At 69.5% G+C, this 18,974-nt stretch carries 17 protein-coding genes and 1 rRNA gene; 6 read left to right on the top strand and 12 right to left on the bottom strand.

Annotated elements, in window-relative coordinates:
- Positions 1-47: 47 nt before the first annotated feature.
- Positions 48-1,055: a YlbL family protein gene (locus tag SACAZDRAFT_RS17310; protein WP_005443844.1), complete on the bottom strand. Its 1,008-nt coding sequence runs from the start codon at positions 1,053-1,055 to the stop codon at positions 48-50.
- Between the two features lie 254 nt (positions 1,056-1,309).
- On the opposite strand from SACAZDRAFT_RS17310, the gene SACAZDRAFT_RS17305 reads away from it, so the two are divergent.
- Complete coding sequence (locus SACAZDRAFT_RS17305; protein WP_005443842.1) at positions 1,310-2,707, top strand: zinc-dependent metalloprotease; 1,398 nt, start codon at positions 1,310-1,312, stop codon at positions 2,705-2,707.
- Positions 2,708-2,716: 9 nt separating this feature from the next.
- On the opposite strand, the gene SACAZDRAFT_RS17300 is transcribed toward SACAZDRAFT_RS17305, so the two are convergent.
- On the bottom strand, positions 2,717-3,238 hold the full coding sequence (locus SACAZDRAFT_RS17300) for a M48 metallopeptidase family protein (protein ID WP_005443839.1): 522 nt from the start codon (positions 3,236-3,238) through the stop codon (positions 2,717-2,719).
- A gap of 215 nt (positions 3,239-3,453) precedes the next feature.
- Here SACAZDRAFT_RS17300 and SACAZDRAFT_RS17295 point away from each other — a divergent pair, with 215 nt between their 5' ends.
- The 3 genes from SACAZDRAFT_RS17295 to SACAZDRAFT_RS17285 all read left to right on the top strand — a co-directional run bounded on the left by SACAZDRAFT_RS17295 (position 3,454) and on the right by SACAZDRAFT_RS17285 (position 7,034).
- Positions 3,454-4,494: a hypothetical protein gene (locus SACAZDRAFT_RS17295; RefSeq protein WP_005443837.1), complete on the top strand. Its 1,041-nt coding sequence runs from the start codon at positions 3,454-3,456 to the stop codon at positions 4,492-4,494.
- 61 nt (positions 4,495-4,555) lie between these two features.
- Positions 4,556-5,899 (top strand): ABC1 kinase family protein, encoded by a 1,344-nt coding sequence (locus SACAZDRAFT_RS17290; RefSeq protein ID WP_005443835.1) that lies wholly within the window; start codon positions 4,556-4,558, stop codon positions 5,897-5,899.
- A 184-nt stretch (positions 5,900-6,083) separates the two neighbouring features.
- Complete coding sequence (locus SACAZDRAFT_RS17285) at positions 6,084-7,034, top strand: hypothetical protein (RefSeq protein ID WP_005443834.1); 951 nt, start codon at positions 6,084-6,086, stop codon at positions 7,032-7,034.
- Between the two features lie 15 nt (positions 7,035-7,049).
- Here the strand turns inward: SACAZDRAFT_RS17285 and SACAZDRAFT_RS17280 are convergent, their stop codons facing one another.
- The 5 genes from SACAZDRAFT_RS17280 to SACAZDRAFT_RS17270 all read right to left on the bottom strand — a co-directional run bounded on the left by SACAZDRAFT_RS17280 (position 7,050) and on the right by SACAZDRAFT_RS17270 (position 11,336).
- Positions 7,050-7,925: a class I SAM-dependent methyltransferase gene (locus tag SACAZDRAFT_RS17280; RefSeq protein WP_005443819.1), complete on the bottom strand. Its 876-nt coding sequence runs from the start codon at positions 7,923-7,925 to the stop codon at positions 7,050-7,052.
- Positions 7,926-7,991: 66 nt separating this feature from the next.
- Positions 7,992-8,249, bottom strand: a complete 258-nt coding sequence (locus tag SACAZDRAFT_RS22785) for a hypothetical protein (protein WP_005443818.1) — start codon at positions 8,247-8,249, stop codon at positions 7,992-7,994.
- Positions 8,246-8,647: a WhiB family transcriptional regulator gene (locus tag SACAZDRAFT_RS17275; RefSeq protein ID WP_005443817.1), complete on the bottom strand. Its 402-nt coding sequence runs from the start codon at positions 8,645-8,647 to the stop codon at positions 8,246-8,248. The genes SACAZDRAFT_RS22785 and SACAZDRAFT_RS17275 overlap by 4 nt, the downstream gene beginning before the upstream one ends.
- Before the next feature lie 127 nt (positions 8,648-8,774).
- On the bottom strand, positions 8,775-9,032 hold the full coding sequence (locus SACAZDRAFT_RS22620) for a hypothetical protein (RefSeq protein WP_005443816.1): 258 nt from the start codon (positions 9,030-9,032) through the stop codon (positions 8,775-8,777).
- Positions 9,033-9,209: 177 nt separating this feature from the next.
- Complete coding sequence (locus SACAZDRAFT_RS17270; protein WP_005443814.1) at positions 9,210-11,336, bottom strand: ATP-dependent DNA helicase UvrD2; 2,127 nt, start codon at positions 11,334-11,336, stop codon at positions 9,210-9,212.
- Between the two features lie 66 nt (positions 11,337-11,402).
- Between SACAZDRAFT_RS17270 and SACAZDRAFT_RS17265 the strand changes: the two genes are divergently transcribed.
- On the top strand, positions 11,403-12,131 hold the full coding sequence (locus SACAZDRAFT_RS17265; protein ID WP_005443812.1) for a DUF4191 domain-containing protein: 729 nt from the start codon (positions 11,403-11,405) through the stop codon (positions 12,129-12,131).
- Between the two features lie 39 nt (positions 12,132-12,170).
- On the opposite strand, the gene SACAZDRAFT_RS17260 is transcribed toward SACAZDRAFT_RS17265, so the two are convergent.
- The gene (locus tag SACAZDRAFT_RS17260) at positions 12,171-12,656 is read right to left on the bottom strand and encodes an RDD family protein (protein ID WP_005443810.1); all 486 of its coding nucleotides are present in this window, start codon (positions 12,654-12,656) and stop codon (positions 12,171-12,173) included.
- 198 nt (positions 12,657-12,854) lie between these two features.
- Between SACAZDRAFT_RS17260 and glnA the strand changes: the two genes are divergently transcribed.
- On the top strand, positions 12,855-14,279 hold the full coding sequence (gene glnA / locus SACAZDRAFT_RS17255; RefSeq protein ID WP_005443809.1) for a type I glutamate--ammonia ligase: 1,425 nt from the start codon (positions 12,855-12,857) through the stop codon (positions 14,277-14,279).
- A 76-nt stretch (positions 14,280-14,355) separates the two neighbouring features.
- On the opposite strand, the gene SACAZDRAFT_RS17250 is transcribed toward glnA, so the two are convergent.
- The 4 genes from SACAZDRAFT_RS17250 to rrf all read right to left on the bottom strand — a co-directional run bounded on the left by SACAZDRAFT_RS17250 (position 14,356) and on the right by rrf (position 18,821).
- The gene (locus SACAZDRAFT_RS17250) at positions 14,356-14,790 is read right to left on the bottom strand and encodes an acyl-CoA thioesterase (RefSeq protein WP_005443806.1); all 435 of its coding nucleotides are present in this window, start codon (positions 14,788-14,790) and stop codon (positions 14,356-14,358) included.
- 49 nt (positions 14,791-14,839) lie between these two features.
- Positions 14,840-17,812: a bifunctional [glutamine synthetase] adenylyltransferase/[glutamine synthetase]-adenylyl-L-tyrosine phosphorylase gene (locus SACAZDRAFT_RS17245; RefSeq protein WP_005443805.1), complete on the bottom strand. Its 2,973-nt coding sequence runs from the start codon at positions 17,810-17,812 to the stop codon at positions 14,840-14,842.
- Positions 17,805-18,560 (bottom strand): type 1 glutamine amidotransferase, encoded by a 756-nt coding sequence (locus tag SACAZDRAFT_RS17240; RefSeq protein WP_005443804.1) that lies wholly within the window; start codon positions 18,558-18,560, stop codon positions 17,805-17,807. The genes SACAZDRAFT_RS17245 and SACAZDRAFT_RS17240 overlap by 8 nt, the downstream gene beginning before the upstream one ends.
- 143 nt (positions 18,561-18,703) lie before the next feature.
- Positions 18,704-18,821 (bottom strand): 5S ribosomal RNA (rrf, locus tag SACAZDRAFT_RS17235).
- Between the last annotated feature and the right edge of the window lie 153 nt (positions 18,822-18,974).

Raw genomic sequence — 18,974 nt, 5'->3', positions numbered from 1 at the left:
GTCGGCCCGCCTCGCAGCTGGACGGGATCGGCGGATCACCCCGCCGCTCAGGTTCCGCACACCGGTGCGGAACGCCCGTCGGCCAGCGCCTCCAGCGCTCCGACCGCGTCGTCCAACGTGCCCACCCGGAAGAGGGTGAGCCCCTCAGGGGCGGCTGCCACGGCCTCGGCACAGTTCTCCTCGGGAACGAGGAACGCGGTCGCGCCCGCCTCACGAGCAGCCACGAGCTTGAACGAGATCCCCCCGATGGCACCGACGTTGCCGTTCGCGTCGATGGTCCCGGTGCCGGCGACGTGTTCGCCTCCGGTGAGCTGCCCCGGGGTCAACTCGTCGACGATCGCGAGCGCGAACATCAGCCCGGCGGAAGGTCCACCGACGTCCTCCAGCGCGATGTCCACCGTGAACGGCACGTCGACGTTGTCGGTGGGTTGGATCCCCAGGAAACCGAACGCCGCCTCCGGGTGCTCCGCCAACGTCACCTTCTCCGTGCGTTCGGCGTCCTCACCCCGCTGGTAGGTCACCGACACCGTCTGGCCGGGACGCGTCGCGCCGAGCACCTCGCGCACCGCGGCCGAGTCGGCGACCTCCTTGCCGTCGACCTCGACGATCCGGTCGCCGGGCTCGAGGAAACCGGCGGCGGGACTGTCGTCCACCACCTGGTCCACCACGACCTCCACCGGGTGCCCGAGGCGACGCAACGCCGCGACCTCGGCGTTGCTCTGGGAGTCCTGGAACTGCCGCAGGTTCTCCCGCCGCACTTCCTCCTCCGACTGGCCGGGCTGGAAGTACTCCTCGCGCGGAGCCAGCGCGTAACGCCCGCTCAGCCACATGCCCAGCGCGCCGAACATGGTCATGTTGTCGTTGAGGGAGACGGTGGTCATCCGCAGCTCGCCGCCCGTCGGGTAGGTCCGCTGCCCGTCGATCCTGATCACCTCGGTGCCGTCGACCGCGCCGAGCGTGTCGTACGTCGGTCCGGGCCCGAGGGCGACGTAGGGCACCCGCACGAAGGCACCGACCATCGCGAACGTGAGCACGAGGACGCCGCTCGCCAGCATCGTCCAGCCACGTCTGCTCAAGCGGCGCCGACCGCGACGCACCTGCTTCGACGTGGGCTCCGCCCCCGCGCTGTCACGGGATGCGCCGACAGCTGGTCGAGCGGTTTCCTCGGCGGGCTCGGTGGGCTCCGGGGGCGCTGCCTTGTCCGGGGAGTCACTCACGCGACAAGCCTACGGACCGGGCCACATACGCACGTCATGGGCGTCACGGTCCGTTCTCCACACGTCCCCACGACCCGCGTACGGTGGTGTTTATGAGCAACCCACCGTTCGGCTTCGGCCTGCCCGATCCCGACAAAGGCCGCGACAACGACTCGTCGGGAGGGCAGTCCGGCTCAGGCGCCGACGCCTTCCAGCAGCTGGGGCAGATGCTCAGCCAGCTCGGGCAGATGCTCAGCCAGGCTGGCAGTTCCTCGGGGCCCGTGAACTACGACCTGGCCAAACAGATCGCCCTTCAACGCCTCGGGTCCGAGGGGCAGATGGGTTTCTCCGCGGGCGACTCGGGCGAGACGGCTGTGCGCGACTCCGCCCACCTCGCGGAACTCTGGCTGGACGAGGCCACGATCCTGCCCGCCGGAGCCACCACCACCACGAGTTGGACGGCCCGGGACTGGATCGAGAAGACGCTGCCCACCTGGCAGCGGCTGTGCGACCCGGTCGCCAAGCAGGTCTCCGGGGCGTGGATGCAAGCACTCCCCGAGGAGGCCAAGCAGGCCGCCGGGCCGTTGCTGTCGATGGTCAGTCAGATGGGCGGCATGGCCTTCGGCTCGCAGCTCGGCAACGCGCTGGCCGGGCTCGCCTCGGAGGTGCTGACGTCCACGGACGTGGGTCTTCCGCTGGGACCCGAAGCCACGTCGGCCTTGCTGCCGAAGAACATCGACAAGTTCACCGAGGGGCTGGAGCGCCCGAAGAGCGAGGTGCTCGTCTTCATCGCCGCGCGCGAGGCCGCCCACCAGCGGCTCTTCGCCCACGTCCCGTGGCTGCGGCAGCGCCTGCTGGCGACGGTCGAGGAGTTCGCCTCCGGCATCACGGTCGACACCTCGGCACTCGAGCAGCTCGCCGGACGCGTCGACCCCACCAACCCGGCCGGCATCGAGGAGATGATGTCCTCCGGCCTCCTCGAACCGCAGACCACTCCCGAGCAGCAGGCCGCGCTCGGCAGGTTGGAGACGTTGCTCGCGCTCGTGGAGGGCTGGGTCGACGTGGTCGTGGCCGACGCCGTCGGCGATCGACTCCCCGGCGCGAACGCGCTGCGCGAGACGCTGCGCCGCCGTCGCGCGAGCGGCGGACCGGCCGAGCAGACGTTCGCCACGCTCGTGGGCCTCGAACTGCGTCCGCGTCGCATGCGGGCCGCCTCCGCGCTGTGGAAGCTCGTGGGTGACCGTCACGGAATGCAGGTCAGGGACAACCTCTGGACCCATCCGGACCTCATGCCCACGGCCGACGACCTCGACGACCCGATGGAGTTCGCGGAACGGCTGGGCGACACCGGCGCCCTCAGTGGAGGGGTCGACCCGATCGAGGAGCTCGAGCGTGCTGCGCGGGCTGAGCAGGGCGACAGCTCCGACCGCCGGGACGCCGGCGACGACGGGGCGCCGGACAGTGAGGACGGCGAGAGCGGCGACAACGGTCCCCGGCCCGGCGACGCCTGACGGCCGACCTCAGGTCTCGCCGCAGCCGGACCCGCCGACTCGTTCGGCGGCGGACAGTCCTTCGAGGTAGCCGATCGCCCGCTCCGTCTTGGGGTAACGCCTGACCAGGTTCCAGAACGTGCGGTTGTGCTCGGCTACCCGTAGGTGCGCCAGTTCGTGCACGAGGACGTAGTCGAGCACCCACGACGGCACGTCCCGGAGCCGTTCACTGACCCTGATGGTGCGGTCGGCCGGCGTACACGACGCCCACCGCGTGCGCATGGGCGGAACCCAGCGCACGCTCGCGGGCTGAGCCGTTCCGTCGAGGTAGCGCTGTGAGAGCTGTGTGCAGCGCAGGAGCAGCGCCTCGTCCGACGCTCGCGCGGGACTCGCGCGACGACTCTCCGTGCGCTGCAGCTTGCGCTGCATCTCGGTCACCCAGTGCTTCTCCTCCGCCTTCGTCATCGTGGCGGGAATCAGTACGACGAGCTTGTCACCGTCCCGGTATGCGGTGACCGTCCGGCGGCGTCGCGCACTCCGCCGAACCTCCACGTTTTCCTCTGTGCCAGCGGTGTTTCGCTGCGTGCTGTTCCGATTCCTCAGCGAGGGAACCCGTGCATCGGCCACGGAAACAAAGGTAAGGGCAAGCACCGACATCGTGGTGATCACGGGCGCGGATCACCCGCGGTTGTCCACATGTGTTCCGGCCTGTGGACAACTCGGTTACGGCGTGTGCGGGCCGGGAGACTAGCCGTCACAGTGGGCGCATGACCGGATCGCTCACGAAGGTCGTCTCCGGCGTGCCCCTGCCGAGGCGCCCACGGCTCCGCGCGGGGCTTCCCGTGGTGGAGCGTCGTGCCAACGAGCTCCAGATCGGCCTCGATCCGCGCCACGCGGTCATCGCGACCGACCTGCCGCCGAGCCTCGTGGACGTACTTCGCGGCCTGGACGGCCGTCGCAGCACCGAGACACTGCTGTCGCTGGTACGCACCGAGCACGCCGGGCGGCTCAAAGCCGTGCTCCACGACCTCACCGAGCGCGGGCTGGTCGAGGACGCGGAGACACAGACCGCGCGGTCCGGGCGAGTCCCGAGCCCGTTCGGCGTCGTCCCGTCGGCCAGGCACGCGATCGGTCTGCACGGCGGAGGCCGGTTGGCGGCCGCGGTCACCACGCTCCTCGTCGGAGCGGGCGTCGTGCGGCTCTCCATCGCCGCCGACGGCACGGTGGCCAGGACCGACGTCGGGTCGGGACTCCGCCACGAGGACGTCGGTCGGCAACGCACGGCCGCGCTCGCCGACCTCGCGAGACGGCTCGATCCCGAGGTCCGGCTCACTCGCCTCAGGCCCGGTACCGCGACGACGGAGCTGGTCCTCCTGACCGACGCCGTCGTACCCGCACCGGAAGTCGTGACAGACCTGGTGGCCGGTGGCGTGCCACACCTGGTGGCGAGGGTGCGCGACGGGATCGGCATCGTCGGACCACTCGTCGTGCCCGGCCGGACGAGCTGCCTGCGGTGCGCGGACCTGCACCGCACCGGCAGGGACGCGTGTTGGCCCCGGATCGCGGGACAACTCGCGGGTCGTTACCAGGAGGCGGATGTCACGAGCGTGCACGGCACCGCCGCCTTGGCCGTGGGCCAGGCGTTCCGGGCTCTCGCCGCAGCCCCCGTCGCGCTGCGCGCGGCGCCTCCGCCGATCTGGAACGCGACACTCGAGCTGGACTGCCTCACGGGGGTCGTCACCAGGCGCGAGTGGCCGCCCCATCCGCGCTGCCCGTGTGGCGCTCCCTGGCAGCGACCGGGCCACTGACTTCCTCTTCACACGCTGAAATAAGTGCGGAAGTGGTGATCCGGAAGGCAGAATCGCTGTCGTGACGGACTCCCACGACTCTCCCGGCGACCAGGACACGCCCCTGCCTCGGCGGACAGCGGCACGCACGGCGAAGCTCGCGAGCCTGCCACTCGGCATAGCAGGTCGGGCCGTGGGCGGATGGGGACGGCGGCTCACCGGGCAGAGCGCCGAGGACGTCAACGCCACGCTGTCGGCCAAGGCCGCGGAGCAGCTGTTCGAGGTGCTCGGCACCCTCAAGGGCGGCGCGATGAAGTTCGGGCAGGCACTCAGCGTGTTCGAGGCCGCCGTTCCCGAGGAGTTCGCCGCTCCGTACCGGGATGCGCTGACCCGGCTCCAGGCTGCTGCGCCCCCGATGCCGGCACGGCAGACGCGGCGCGTCCTCGCCGAGCAACTGGGTCGGTCGTGGATGCAGCGGTTCGCCGAGTTCGACGACGAACCCGCCGCGTCCGCGAGCATCGGGCAGGTCCACCGGGCCGTCTGGCACGACGGCCGGGAAGTCGCCGTCAAGGTCCAGTACCCGGGTGCCGACGAGGCGCTGCGCAGCGACCTGAGGCAGCTCCAGCGGTTCAGCAGGCTGTTCCAGGCCCTTCTGCCGGGGGCCGAGGTGAAGCCCCTGCTCAACGAACTCGCCGACCGCATGAACGAGGAGCTCGACTACCGGAGCGAAGCCGACAACCAGCGGCGGTTCGCGAAGGCGTTCCACGGCGACGAGAACGTGTACGTTCCCCGAGTCGTGGCGAGCGCCCCCAAGGTGATCGTGTCCGAGTGGGTCACCGGCACGCCGTACTCGAAGATCATCGCCGGCGGTTCCAGAGAGGAACGCAACGAAGCGGGCCGGCTCCTCGCCGAGTTCCACTACTCGTCGCCGGCGCGGGTCCGCCTTCTCCACTCCGACCCGCACCCCGGCAACTTCATGCTGCTCGACGACGGCCGGCTGTGTGTCATCGACTTCGGTGCCGTCGCGCACCTGCCGGACGGCGCGCCACACGCCCTCGGCGTGATGATGCGGCTGGCTCTCGAAGGTCGCTCGCAGGACCTCTTCGAAGTGCTGAGGGCGGAGGGCTTCGTGCGCCCGGAGGTGGGGCTCGACGCCGACGACGTCCACGCGTGGTTGCTGCCCCTCGTCGCTCCGCTCACCGAGGAGACGTTCCACTTCACGCGGGAGTGGGCCCAGAAGCAGGCCATGCGCATGGGCGACACGCGGAACAAGGACTTCCACACCGGCCGGTCGCTGAACCTACCGCCGCAGTGGCTGCTCATCCACCGCGTGACGGCCGGTGCCATCGGCATCCTGTGCCAACTGGACGCCGAGCTGCCCGTGCGGAGCATCGTCGAGCGGTGGCAGCCGGGCTTCGCTGCCTGACGCGAGTTGTCCACAGGAGCACCCGGCGCGGTGTGAGTGGCACCGTTGACAGCCTGCGGTTGTCCACATCGCGCGGGAAGCTGCGCCCGACCCGGTGCGGGCGGTGCAAGCTCGGCGCATGGCAACAACGACATCGGTAGCGACCCCGGTCACGCAGCCCTCCGACCGCCTCGTCGGCCCCACGATGACGTCGGTGTTCTCCACAGCGAGCACATCGGCTCGCCCGGCCGATCCGCAAGCGCTGGTGCTGTCGGTGGCTCAACTGCGCTCCCTCGGCGTCCACCCGAGCACGATCACCAAACGGTGCAGACCGGGCGGCCCATGGCGACGCATCGCCACGGGCGTGGTCCTGCTGGGCTGCGGTGAGCCGACCCGGCACCAACTGCTGCACGCCGCCATCGCCTACCTCGGGCCGGAGGGCGTCATCACGGGTGTCGACGCTCTCCGGGCACACGGTGTCCGTCTCCCGGCCCCCAGGGTCGTGCAGACTCTCGTGTCCGCGGGTCGTCGGCTGACGCCGCCCGCGTTCCTGACCGTCGAACGCACCGCACGCCTCCCGGCACCCGTCCTCATCGACGGGCTCCCCTACGCACCCCCGACGCGGGCGGTGGTCGACGCGGCCCGTCGCGAGACCGATCCCGAACGAATCCGGCGGCTGTTGGCGCTCACGATCGAGGAGGGGCTGTGCGACCTCGACGAGCTCCGAGCAGAGGTCGACGAGGGCTCACAGCGCGGTTCGGCCGCCGTTCGCATGCACCTCCGCACGCTCGCCCACACCGACGCGTGCGACGTCCGCCGAAGCGCGCGCGAGCTGGCCCGCCGCTGTCCTCTCCCGCCCCCGCGGTGGGACACGACGGTGCTCACCCGCGACCGGCGTCCCCTGGGCACGGTCGACGCGTGGTGGGACGACGTCGGGCTGGCATGGTCTGTCACACCTCCCACCAGCACCCACCGGCCGAGGGCGCAGCAGGAGCGCGACCGGCTCGCCCTGGCTTCCGCGGGCGTCGTGCTGGTGCGCAGCCCGTCTTCGATGGTCCGGCACCACGGTGATCTCGTCATCGCCGAGCTGGTTCGTGCCTTCCGCTACGCCGCTCGACGCCCCCGTCCGACCGTGCTGTCCGAAGCTCGCGGGTGACCGATGGAAGCGAGGTCACCGAGGCCGCCGCGCGGTGTGGACCGTGCGGGCGTACAGCAGGAAGACGTCGTCCCGTGCGCCGAGGAAGTGGGGGCCGCCCGGGTCGAGCAACGCGGTGACGACCTCCCGGTCGGTCGCACTCAACCGGTCGCCCACGGTCTCGGCGAGCCAGGTGAATCGCGCGACCGCGTACCGGCGCGCAGCCTCGCTCGCGGGCGCGGGGTGCTCGACGAGATAGCTGAACGACGTCGCGTCCTCGAGACCGGCCCGAGTCAGTGCCGTCGTCCAGCCGTACGGCATGGGTACCGCGCCGTGGATACCGGCGCGCAGCTCGCCGAACCAGTCGTCTCGCGCCATGTTGAGCCGCGCTTCCAATCCGGGGCGGCCCAGGCCGATGTCCCAGGGGAGGAACTGCTGGGGCGTTCCACCCTCGGCGAGCGCCAGCACCCCTCCCGGAGCCAGCATCGCCGCCAGCGCCGCCACGCCGGCCTGCTGGTCCGGCAGGTGGTGCACCATCGCCGACGCCCACACCAGATCGGCTCCCGGCACCGTCGACCCGAGCGGCTCCGTGGCGACGTCCGCGGCCACGGCACTCACGGACACGGCATCCCCGCCCGCCGCGGTGGCCGACTCCCGAGCCGCATCGAGCAGCTCCTCGACGGCGTCCACGAGCACGAGCGTCCCGCCTCCGTTGTTCCGCAGCACGGAGGCCAGGGCGGCGCTCATTCCCCCAGCGCCGCATCCCGCGTCCACGACGACCGCATCCGGTGGCGCTCCCCCGGCCAGCTTCTCAGCGACCTCGTGCACGGCTGCGCGTTCGAGCGCGTCCAACCGTCGCAACTCCGTGAGCCTCGAAGCCCAGTCGATGTCGTCATGAGTCGTACCCGGCATGTCGACGTTCCTTCCCAGCACGGACGAGGACGGGGGCAGCGACGTACGCCGCTGCCCCCGCACCCTTCACAGTGGATTGCTCTGCGCCCAGCGATGAACCTCGTCGACCGTACGCACTCGTTTCCGAGGTCTTCTCGCGTCGCGGGCGGCGCGTCGATCGGACGCGGCTTGGAGCATATCCCGTATTCGTTCTCTGGCGAGTTCTTCATTCATCAACATGGCAGTGAATTCCTTGTCGGTCGATCCGGGACGATCGGTGGTGCGCTCGTCTCCGTGAATGGTTTTCGGGTACAGCGTCGTGGAATCGCGGAACATGGTGGTCATGCCGCACTCCGCTGTTCGCTTCGCTGGGTGACGGGGGTCGTCGCCGACGCAGGGGGCTGCACCGGGTGCTTGCGGGGTCGGCCACGCGGCCTCTTCCTCGCCACGATCGCTCCTCGTTCGAAGATCTCGCCGCCCCAGACTCCCCACGGTTCGCGCCTGGCCAGTGCGCCGGCCAGACAGGAGTTCCTGACCGGACAGTCGCCGCACAGGTACTTCGCGCGCTCCAGGTCCGCCGGCCTCTCGGCGAACCACAGGTCCGCGTCACCGGAACGACACGGAAGATCGGCTTCAGGCGCCGTCACCGAGTCCAGCATTCCGGCCACACCCATTGCACTTACGTCGTCGGTCAGCACCTTCTCCGACGCCTTCTCTGACGCGAAGGCGGTCGCCGATGGCATTGATTTTCTCCCTCTTGTTGTTGTGCGCTACTCGATTCAGCCGACACCCGAATCCGCACAGCACAAAGGCCGCGGATCCGAATATCGGTTCCGCGGCCTTTGTGAGCCTGTTCCACTGACACTCAGGTCAGGGCACACTCTCCTGTGGGCACAACGGAACCCAGAACTGCTGTGGAAGATCGGCGGTCATACGACGAACTGCCGTGTTTCCGCCATCGACAACGCCGGCCACAGCAGGGGAAACGGGAACAACGCCAACGCGCACACGCGTCCCCTCGTTCTGCTGCGCATACCGCGACACCGTGACGTGTCCACACCGACGGGCGACGTGGTCGAACCCGGACAGCGGCGTGCCGGCAATGCCGTTCTGCATGTAGATCGTCATCGCTGGCACCTCCTCACTCTGTCCGGCGGCCCACCGCTGCCGCGGCGGCCGGAATCACACAGTATCCACCCAGTGCTTGCAGGTTATTGCCCTGCGAGCGGCACGGCAACTTATTTTTCCGAGTTCCCGCAAACTCGTCGAAAAGTGTCGCTGACCAGCGGTTTCACCGCTGTGCGGTCAGTGGCCCCCAGCGGCCGTCCCGTCGACGACCGCGAGGATGTCCTCCCCGAACCTCTCGGCCTTCGTCGCCCCGATACCCGAGATCGACACGAGGCCATGGATGTCACTGGGCCGCTGCTCCGCGATGGCGACGAGCGTCGCGTCGGTGAACACGACGAACGCGGGGATCTTCAACTCCCTCGCCTTCTCCGCTCGCCAGGCCCGGAGTCGTTCGAGCAGTTCCTCGTCGAGATCGGAGGGACAGTCCACGCATCGGCCGACCTTGACCTCCAACGTCGACTGAAGCTCACGCCCGCACACCCGACAGAGCGCTCGGGCACCCGCTCGCCGGCGCGACGGGCGGCGCACACGCCCAGGGACCTCGGCCTCGGGGACGAGGCCATGGAGGAAGCGACTCCTCCTCCGATGCGGCCGCCCACCGGGCGATCGCGAGAGCGACCAACTGAGAGCGAGGTGCTCCCGCGCGCGAGTCACGCCGACGTAGAAGAGCCTGCGCTCCTCCTCCACCGCCTCGTCCGTGGTGGCATGTTGGATCGGCACCGTTCCGTCGGCGAGGCCGACGAGGAACACCGCATCCCATTCGAGTCCCTTGGCCGCGTGCAGAGACGCCAGCGTCACGCCATCCACAGCGGGCGGGTGTTGCGCCGCCGCCCGCTGCTCCAACTCCGCGACGTACCGCGTCAACGTCGGCCGCTGCCCCGCGAGAGCGGCGAACTCGGCCGTCAACTCCTCAGCCAGCTCGTACAGAGCCTGCAGCCCGCTCCACCGTTCCCGTGCGGCGCCACCCGACGGCTGCCGCGGGGTCCACCCGACGGTCGCGAGGACGTCGCCCACCATCGCCGGCAGTTCGGCGGAGCTCGCGGCGGCGGACGTCCGCGACTCCGCGGCCGCAGCGGTGCGCAACGTACTCATCGCCTGTCGGACCTCGGGCCGTTGGAAGAAGCGTTCGCCTCCTCGCACCTGGTAGGGCACCCCGGCCTCGGCGAGCGCCCGCTCGTAGGTCTCGGACTGCGCGTTGACGCGGAAGAGCACGGCGATCTCCCCGGCCGGGACACCGGTGTCCACCAGCGACCGCACCTGTCGCGCCACCGCCGCGGCCTCGGCCGGTTCGTCGTCGTACTCGGCGAAGGTGGGACGTGGCCCGTCGGGGCGCTGCCCGATGAGCCGCAACCGCGTTCCCGCCGGACGTCCACGCGCGCCACTGATGACCCGGTTCGCCAGCTCCACCACCTGGGGCGTGGACCGGTAATCCCGCTCCAGCCGGACCACCGTGGCATCGGGGTAACGCCGGGTGAAGTTCAACAACGGCCGAGGCGACGCGCCTCCGAAGGAGTAGATCGTCTGATTGACGTCACCGACCACGGTCACGTCGTCGCGGCCACCGAGCCAGGCGTCGAGCAACCGCTGCTGCGCGGGAGTGATGTCCTGGTACTCGTCCACGACGAAACACCGGTAGCGATCCCGGAACTCCTCCGCCACGCCACGGTGCTCCTCGAGCGCGGCCGTGGTGTGCAGCAGGAGATCGTCGAAGTCGAGCAACCGCCGCTCGTTCTTGAGGGCCTCGTAGGTCCGGTACGCCTCCGCGACGCGCTCGGCCGGGTGCCCGATGTCCCGGCGGCGCGTCCGCGCGACGGTCGGATACTCGTCCGGCCCCACGAGGGACGCCTTGGCCCATTCGATCTCGCTCGCGAGGTCGCGCAGAACCTCGGTCTCGGTGGGGAGGCCGAGCTTGTTGGCGGCGTGCCCGACGAGCCTCAGCTTGTTGCCGTCGAGAAGGTCCCACTGGGTGTCGCCCACGACCCGCGGCCAGAAGTAGCGCAGTTGCCGCAACGCCGCGGCGTGGAAGGTGCGCGCCTGCGCGCCCTCGACACCCAGTTGCCGCAGCCGGGCGCGCAGCTCTCCCGCGGCCCGCGCGGTGAAGGTGACCGCGAGCACCTGAGTGGGCGCCACGTGTCCCTGTCGTACCAGGTAGGCGATCCGCCGCGTGATCGTCCGAGTCTTCCCGGTGCCGGCGCCGGCGAGCACACACACCGGGCCGCGAGGCGCACTCGCCGCCGTGCGCTGTTCCGGATCGAGCCCGTCGAGGGGGTCTCGCAACCGGGTCGAGCGTTGGGTGCTGGCCACCCTCGCATCCTCGCAGAGGGGACCAATGGATCGACGCCCACCCGGGCGCCCGTATCCTGGGGAATTATGGCGGGAAAGCAGGATAAGGAAGCTGCCAAGCAGGCCAAGCGGGAGAAGCGCGCGGCGAGCAAGGCCAGGCGAGCGCAGATCTTCCAAGCGTTTTCGATGCAACGCAAGGAGGACAAGGCCCTCATCCCGTGGATGCTGGGGTCGTTCCTCGTCGTGGCCGGGATCGTCTTCGGTATCGGGTGGCTCCTGGGCATCGAGTGGTGGCTTCTGCCCATCGGCATCATGCTGGGCCTGCTCGCAGCCATGATCATTTTCGGTCGCCGCGTACAGAAGACCGTCTACACCAAGGCCGAGGGCCAGCCGGGCGCCGCGGCCTGGGCACTGGACAACCTTCGCGGGCGCTGGCGGGTGACCCAGACGGTCGCCGCGACCACACAGCTCGACGCCGTACACCGCGTGCTGGGTGGGCCGGGCATCGTCCTCGTCGGCGAGGGCGCCCCGCACCGCGTCAAGACGCTGATGTCGCAGGAGAAGAAGCGCATCGCGCGGCTTGTGGGCGACACTCCGATCTACGACGTCATCGTGGGCACGGACGAGGGCCAGGTGCCGCTGCGCAAGCTGCAGAACCACCTCATGAAGCTCCCCCGCAACCTCAGGCCGCGCGAGATCGACGCGCTCGAGACGAAGCTGACCGCGCTCGGCAACCGGGGCGCGGCCCTTCCGAAGGGGCCGATGCCGCAGGGCGCCAAGATGCGCAACCTGCAGCGCACCATCCGCCGTCGCTGATTCGCTTCGGCGTGCCCGCCCGTGGCGGCACGCCGCCGTTCACCGCAACGTCACGACGACGGTGTTGGTGAGGCGGTCGTGCCAGCCACGGTTGTCGGCGTTCCGCACTGCTGCGGGGATGATGAAGAACGTCAGGACGCCTCGCAGCGCGGCTCGCCACAGGCCGACCACCGCCTTGCCGTCGAGCCGGGCCACGCGGATACCGGTGAGCGCCATTCCCGGGGTGAACCCGAAGAGCGTCACAGGCACCACGGTGATGACGGCCCAGGTCACCAGCGCCCACAGGTTGTGTTCCTGCATTGCCGCCAGGTCCGAGTAGTTCGGGCGGGTGAAGATCGCCGTCAGTAGCGAGGCGACGATCAGGTCCGCCAGGAGCGCGACGAAGCGCCGCCCCGACCCCGCCACCGAGAGGGGCCCGCTCTCCGGGAGCCCCAGACGCTCACCCGGCCACCGAGGGGCTTCCTCCTGTGAGCTCGGCCCACCGGAGGACACTGTCTGCAGCCATTCGCCGGTCCATCGTGCCACGCGTCCAGGGTATTCGTCGTGCGCGGCGCGCGTCCGTCCTGGTCAACTCGGCTGTGTCCGGCGACGCTGACAGCCCCAGAGCTCGGGGCCCGGTTAACGTCCGCGAAACATCGAGGTGACGGTCGGGCAACACCGGCGCCGTACCGTGAGGACACCAGGCGCACTGTCGCCGGCACCGACCACGAAGGAGCACCGAGGGTGTCCACTACTCCAGACGAGGTCCTGCGTCTGATCGCGGACGAAGACGTGCAGTTCATCGACGTGCGGTTCTGCGACCTGCCGGGTGTGATGCAGCACTTCACCGTCCCCGCCTCCAGCTTTGACGCCGACGCCTTCGAGGAAGGTCTCGCGTTCGACGGGTCGTCGGTTCGCGGTTTCCAGTCGATCCACGAGTCCGACATGCTGCTGCTTCCGGACCCCGCGACGGCGCGCATCGACCCGTTCCGCAAGCACAAGACACTGTCGCTGAACTTCTTCGTGCACGACCCGTTCACGCGCGAGGCCTACAGCCGCGACCCCCGCAACATCGCGCGCAAGGCGGAGCAGTACATCCGGGAGTCCGGTGTCGCGGACACCGCGTTCTTCGGCCCGGAGGCCGAGTTCTACATCTTCGACTCGGTGCGCTACTCCTCGTCCGAGAACGCGACCTTCCACGAGGTCGACTCGGTCGAGGGCTGGTGGAACACCGGCCGCGACGAGGAAGGCGGCAACCTCGGCTATAAGACGAAGTTCAAGGGCGGTTACTTCCCGGTGCCGCCGGTGGACCACTACGCCGACCTGCGGGACGACATCTCGCAACGGCTCATCGAGTCCGGGTTCGAGTTGGAGCGTGCGCACCACGAGGTGGGCACCGCCGGGCAGACCGAGATCAACTACAAGTTCAACACGCTGCTGCACGCGGCCGACGACCTCCAGCTGTTCAAGTACATCGTCAAGAACACGGCGTTCGCCGCGGGCAAGACGGTGACGTTCATGCCGAAGCCGCTGTACAACGACAACGGCTCGGGCATGCACTGCCACCAGTCGCTGTGGAAGGACGGCGAACCGCTGTTCTACGACGAGTCGGGCTACGCGGGCCTCTCGGACATGGCGCGTCACTACATCGGCGGAATCCTCGCGCACGCCCCGAGCCTGCTGGCGTTCACGAACCCGACCGTCAACTCCTACCACCGGCTCGTCCCGGGCTACGAGGCGCCGGTGAGCCTGGTGTACTCGCAGCGCAACCGCTCGGCGTGCGTGCGTATCCCGATCACGGGCAGCAGCGCGAAGGCGAAGCGCATCGAGTTCCGGTGCCCCGACTCGTCCGGTAACCCGTATCTGGCGTTCGCCGCGATGGTGATGGCCGGGCTCGACGGCATCAAGAACAAGATCGAGCCGCCGGAGCCGATCGACAAGGACCTCTACGAGCTGCCGCCCGAGGAGGCCAGGGACGTCAAGCTCGTTCCCAGCGACCTCAGCACGGTGCTCGACACCCTGGAGGCCGACCACGACTTCCTGCTCGAAGGCGGCGTGTTCACTCCGGACGTCATCGACACGTGGATCTCGTTCAAGCGGCAGGAGGAGATCGAGCCGCTGCGGCTTCGCCCGCACCCGTACGAGTTCGCGCTCTACTACGACGTGTGATCCGCGCTCGCACGTCGGACCGACGGCCCGCCGGCACCCACGCCGGCGGGCCGTCGGTGTTTCGAGGTCCGTCGAGCTACGCCGTCCCGCAGAGCACGTCGAGATCGAGCCCGGCCTCGGCGATGCGGTCTCGCGGTGCGGGCACGAGCTTGCGGCGGTTCAGGTCCATGAGCCCGAGCGTGCACTTGATCTCGGCCGCCACGGTGCCGTCGACCTTGACGATGCCGTTCGACATCCAGAACACCTTGCCGTCGCCGAAGGTGGCGCGGCAGCTCACGTCGACCTCGTCACCCGCCCGCAACTCCCGACGATAGACGATGTGCGACTCCAGGAGGACGGGAGCGATTCCTTCGGCTCGTAAGGTGCTGTCAAGCCCGCCCGCCGCCTCGAACAGTTCGAGTCGCGCGATTTCGCCGTACTGGTGGTACACGGCGTGATTGACGTGGCCGAGGCTGTCGATCTCGTAATGACGCACCTTGACCCTGACGCGAAAAGGATCCCGCTCACTCACGCGCCCACCATAAGGCTCTGCGTATCCAGACGTCCCTCGGCGGTGACGATCACGACTCGTAGAAGAGGCGCTGCACCACCGCGTGGGCACGGCGGGTCACTCGCCGGTAGGTGTCGAGGAACTCGCCCGGGTCGTCGTCGGCGGCATGCCCGAAGACCCGCGCCACCGCCGCGAGCTCCCGTCCCGAGGCGGGGAGCTGATCGGACGGCTTGCCCTTCACCAGCATCGTGACGTTGCGGGCCCGCGTGGCCAACTCCCACGACCGGATGAGCGCGTCCACGTCGTCGCGCTCGGCCAGCCCCGCGTCGACCAACGTCCGCAGGGCCGCCGGCGTGGAGGTGGTGCGCAGTCCGGGCAGTTCGGAGGCGTAGCGCAGTTGCATCAGCTGCGCCGTCCACTCGACGTCGGCGAGCCCACCTCGCCCCAGTTTGGTGTGCGTGGTGGGGTCCGCACCGCGCGGGATCCGCTCCTTCTCGACCCGGGCCTTGATGCGCCGGATCTCTCGCACCTTGGCCGAGTCCAGCCCGCCGTCCGGGTAACGCAGCGGGTTCACCATCTCGATGAACCGCTCACCGAGTTCCGCGTCTCCGGCCACGACCCGAGCCCGCAACAACGCCTGCCGCTCCCACACCTCACCCCACCGCGTGTAGTAGGCGCGGTAGGACTCCAGCGTGCGCACGAGCGGACCGTTGCGTCCCTCGGGGCGGAGGTCCGCATCCACCGAGAGAGCAGGATCCTGGCTCGGGGCGCCGAGCGCCGAACGCACCGACTCCGCCACCGCCGTGGCGAACCGGACGGCCTCCGAGTCCTCCACGCCGTCCACCGGCTCACACACGAAGAGCACGTCCGCGTCCGAGCCGTATCCGAGTTCCTCACCGCCCAGTCGCCCCATGCCGATCACCACGATGCGCGCACGCTCGCCGCCGGTCTCCTCGGCCCGTTTGCGCACCGCCGCCACCAGCGCAGCCTGCAGGACCGCTGTCCAGACCGACGACAACGCGACGCAGACGGTGCTCACGTCGAGGAGGCCGAGCAGGTCCGCACAGGCGACGCGCAGCAGTTCGTGCCTGCGCAGCGACCGGGCCGCCACCACGGTGGCGTCCATCCCCGGCTGCCGACCCGCCGCGGCCCGCAGGGAACGCGCCACCTCCTCGGGCGCACGACCCGTGAGCGCGTCGGCGTCACCGAGCCGCTGCAGCACTTCGGGAGCGCGCACCAACAGATCGGGCACCAGTTTCGACGTGCCGAGCAGGAACGCCAGTCGTTCGACGACCGCTGCCTCGTCCCGGAGCACCCGCAGGTACCACGGTGTGTCGGCCAGCGCCTCGGACACCCGCCGGTACGACAGCAGCCCGCCGTCCGGGTCCGGAGTGTCCGCGAGGAGGTCCAGCAACACCGGCAGCAGGGTCTCCTGGATCGCCGCCCTGCGGGACACTCCGGACGTCAACGCGTCGATGTGCCGCAGCGCTCCGTCGGGCGCGAGGTAACCGAGTGCCGCGAGCCTGCTGGCGGCCTGCTGGGTCGTCAACCTCAACGCCGCGGTGGGGACCTTCGACACCGCCTCCAGCAGAGGGCGGTAGAAGAGTTTCTCGTGCAGCCGCCGCACCCGACGCGCGTGCCTGCGGAACTCGGCCGTCAACACCTCGATCTCCGGGCGCCCTCGCGACGGACGCACGCCGCTCGCCCGCGCCAACCACCGCAGCTCCTCGGCGTCGTCGAGCTTCGGGAACAGGTGGGTGCGCCGCAGTCCCCTCAGTTGCAGCCGGTGTTCCACCGTGCGCAGGAACTCGTACGATTCGCGCAGTTCCGCCGCGTCGGCCCTCCCCACGTAACCGCCGGCACCCAGCGCTTCGAGCGCGTCCACCGTGGAGGGAGAACGCAGTGTCGTGTCCGCTCGCCCGTGCACGAGCTGCAGCAGTTGCACGGCGAACTCGACGTCCCGCAGGCCACCGCGCCCGAGCTTCAACTCCCGCTCCACGAGTTCGGCGGGAACGTGCCGCTCCACCCGCCGACGCATCCGCCGCACGTCGGCGACGAAGTCCTCGCGCTCCGCGGCCGCCCACACCATGGGTGCGACCAGCTCGGCGTAGTCCACGCCCAGTTCGACGTCTCCGGCCACTGGACGCGCCTTCAGCAGGGCCTGGAACTCCCAGGTCCGAGCCCACCTCTTGTAGTAGGTCTCGTGGCTGTCGAGCGAGCGCACCAGAGCGCCCGACTTGCCTTCCGGCCGCAGTCCCGCGTCGACCTCGAAACAGGCCTGCCCCACGATCCGCATGAGCGAGGCCGCCAGCCGCGTCGCCACCGGGATGTCCCCCGCGCCGACGAACACGACGTCCACGTCGCTGACGTAGTTGAGTTCCCGCGCCCCGCACTTGCCCATGGCGATGACCGCCAACGTCCCGTCCGCGGCGTGTCCGACCTCGTGTTCCGCCACCGCCAATCCCGCCCGCAACGCGGCCTCGGCCAGTGCGGTCAGGGCCCGCGTGATGTCGTCGAGGCGCGCACGTTCCAGGTCCGGCTCGACGACGCACGCGAGGTCCGCCGCCGCGATCTCGAGCAACAGGCCGCGGTACGCGCTCCGCAACGCCTGCACGGCAGCCGGCCCGGTCAACAGGCTCTCGCCGTCGGACACGGCGTCGAGGAGCTGGGCGTCGTAGTCCCGTACGGGCGTGAGCGAGGCACCGGCGAGGCGACGCCACCGTTCCGGTTCACTGACCAGGAGGTCACCGAGCACGGTGGAACATCCGAGCACGGACAGCAGACGACCGCGGAGCCGCCGGTCCGAGCGCAACCTCCTGTCGATCTCGGGCCACGCCACCTCATCCGCGTTCCGGATCCGGTCGAGGGTGAGCAGTGCCAGGTCCGGGTCGGGCGTTCGCGCGAGTGCGCTGAGCAGCTCGAGCGCCTCGGGCTCCGGGCCGTGCCGGGTCCACCATCCCACCGCGTCCAACGTCTCTCGCGCGGCACGGTCGGTGAAGCCGTACCGAGCGGCCGAGGTGACCGGACGGGCCCGCTCAGCCATCGACGATCGGCAACGACGGTGGCGTGACCTGCGCAGGTTCGAGCCTCCCCGCGGCAAGCTCCACGAAGCGGTGGGCGAAGGGCCGCCAGGTTTCGGCGATGTCGTCGTGCGCCTGTCGCAACATCTCTTCGTCCACCGCGACGTGCTCCGACGCTGCAGCGGTCGATCGCTGCGCCCACTGCAACACCAGCTCGGGTGTGGTCTCGATGTGGAACTGCAGACCGTAGACCCGGCGCTTCAGGCGGAACGCCTGGTTGGTGTACCTCGGCGCCGAGGCCAAAAGCACCGCATGCGGAGGTAGCTGCGCGATCTCGTCCGCGTGCCACTGGAGCACGTCCTGCATCAGAGGGAGGTCCGCGAACAGCGGGTCGACCCACGCCGCGTCCTTTTTGAAGACGATCGACGGGCCGCGCTCGGGACCGTCGTGCCCCTTCTCGACGCGTCCTCCCGTCGCCACGGCCAACAACTGCGCACCGAGGCACACGCAGAGCGTCGCAACGTCGTCGGCGACAGCCGCACTCAGCAACGACCGAACGGACGGAAGCCACGGGTGCTGGGCGTCCTGTTCCGCGTTCATGCCGCCACCGAGCACGACGACCCCGTCGTATCTCTCGAGCGAGGCGGGAAGCCCGTCCTCGGGCATCGAGCGCAGATCGATCGAGGCGCCGGCTTCGGTGAGCCACTCTCCGAGCGGCCCCAACGGATCGAACCGGCCAGGCTGGATGACGAGGATACGAGGTGCGCTCACGAGCTCAGCTTACGACTTCCGTCGTCGAGACAACATGAAGCACAAATGGGAAAAGGGGTCGTGGGGGGTGTGGTGGGAGACAACAACAGTGTCTCGACCGACCGGCCCTCCCAGGACCCCTTTTTCCCTCTCTATCAAGTTTTGTTCGGCGGTGTCCTACTCTCCCACACTCCTTCGAGTGCAGTACCATCGGCGCTGGTGGGCTTAGCTTCCGGGTTCGGAATGGGACCGGGCGTGTCCCCCACCGCTATAACCACCGAAACACTGTGAAACAACCCAGGATCGTTTCCGGGGTGTGGTGTTTCAGAGTTGCAGAGTGGGTGCGTAGCATCTTTGTAGGTCAAGCCCTCGGCCGATTAGTACCAGTCCACTCAAAAAACACATTACTGCGCTTCCATGTCTGGCCTATCAACC

Source organism: Saccharomonospora azurea NA-128 (genome assembly GCF_000231055.2).
GTDB lineage: Bacteria > Actinomycetota > Actinomycetes > Mycobacteriales > Pseudonocardiaceae > Saccharomonospora > Saccharomonospora azurea.
This window is presented reverse-complemented; position numbering and strand designations above follow the sequence as displayed.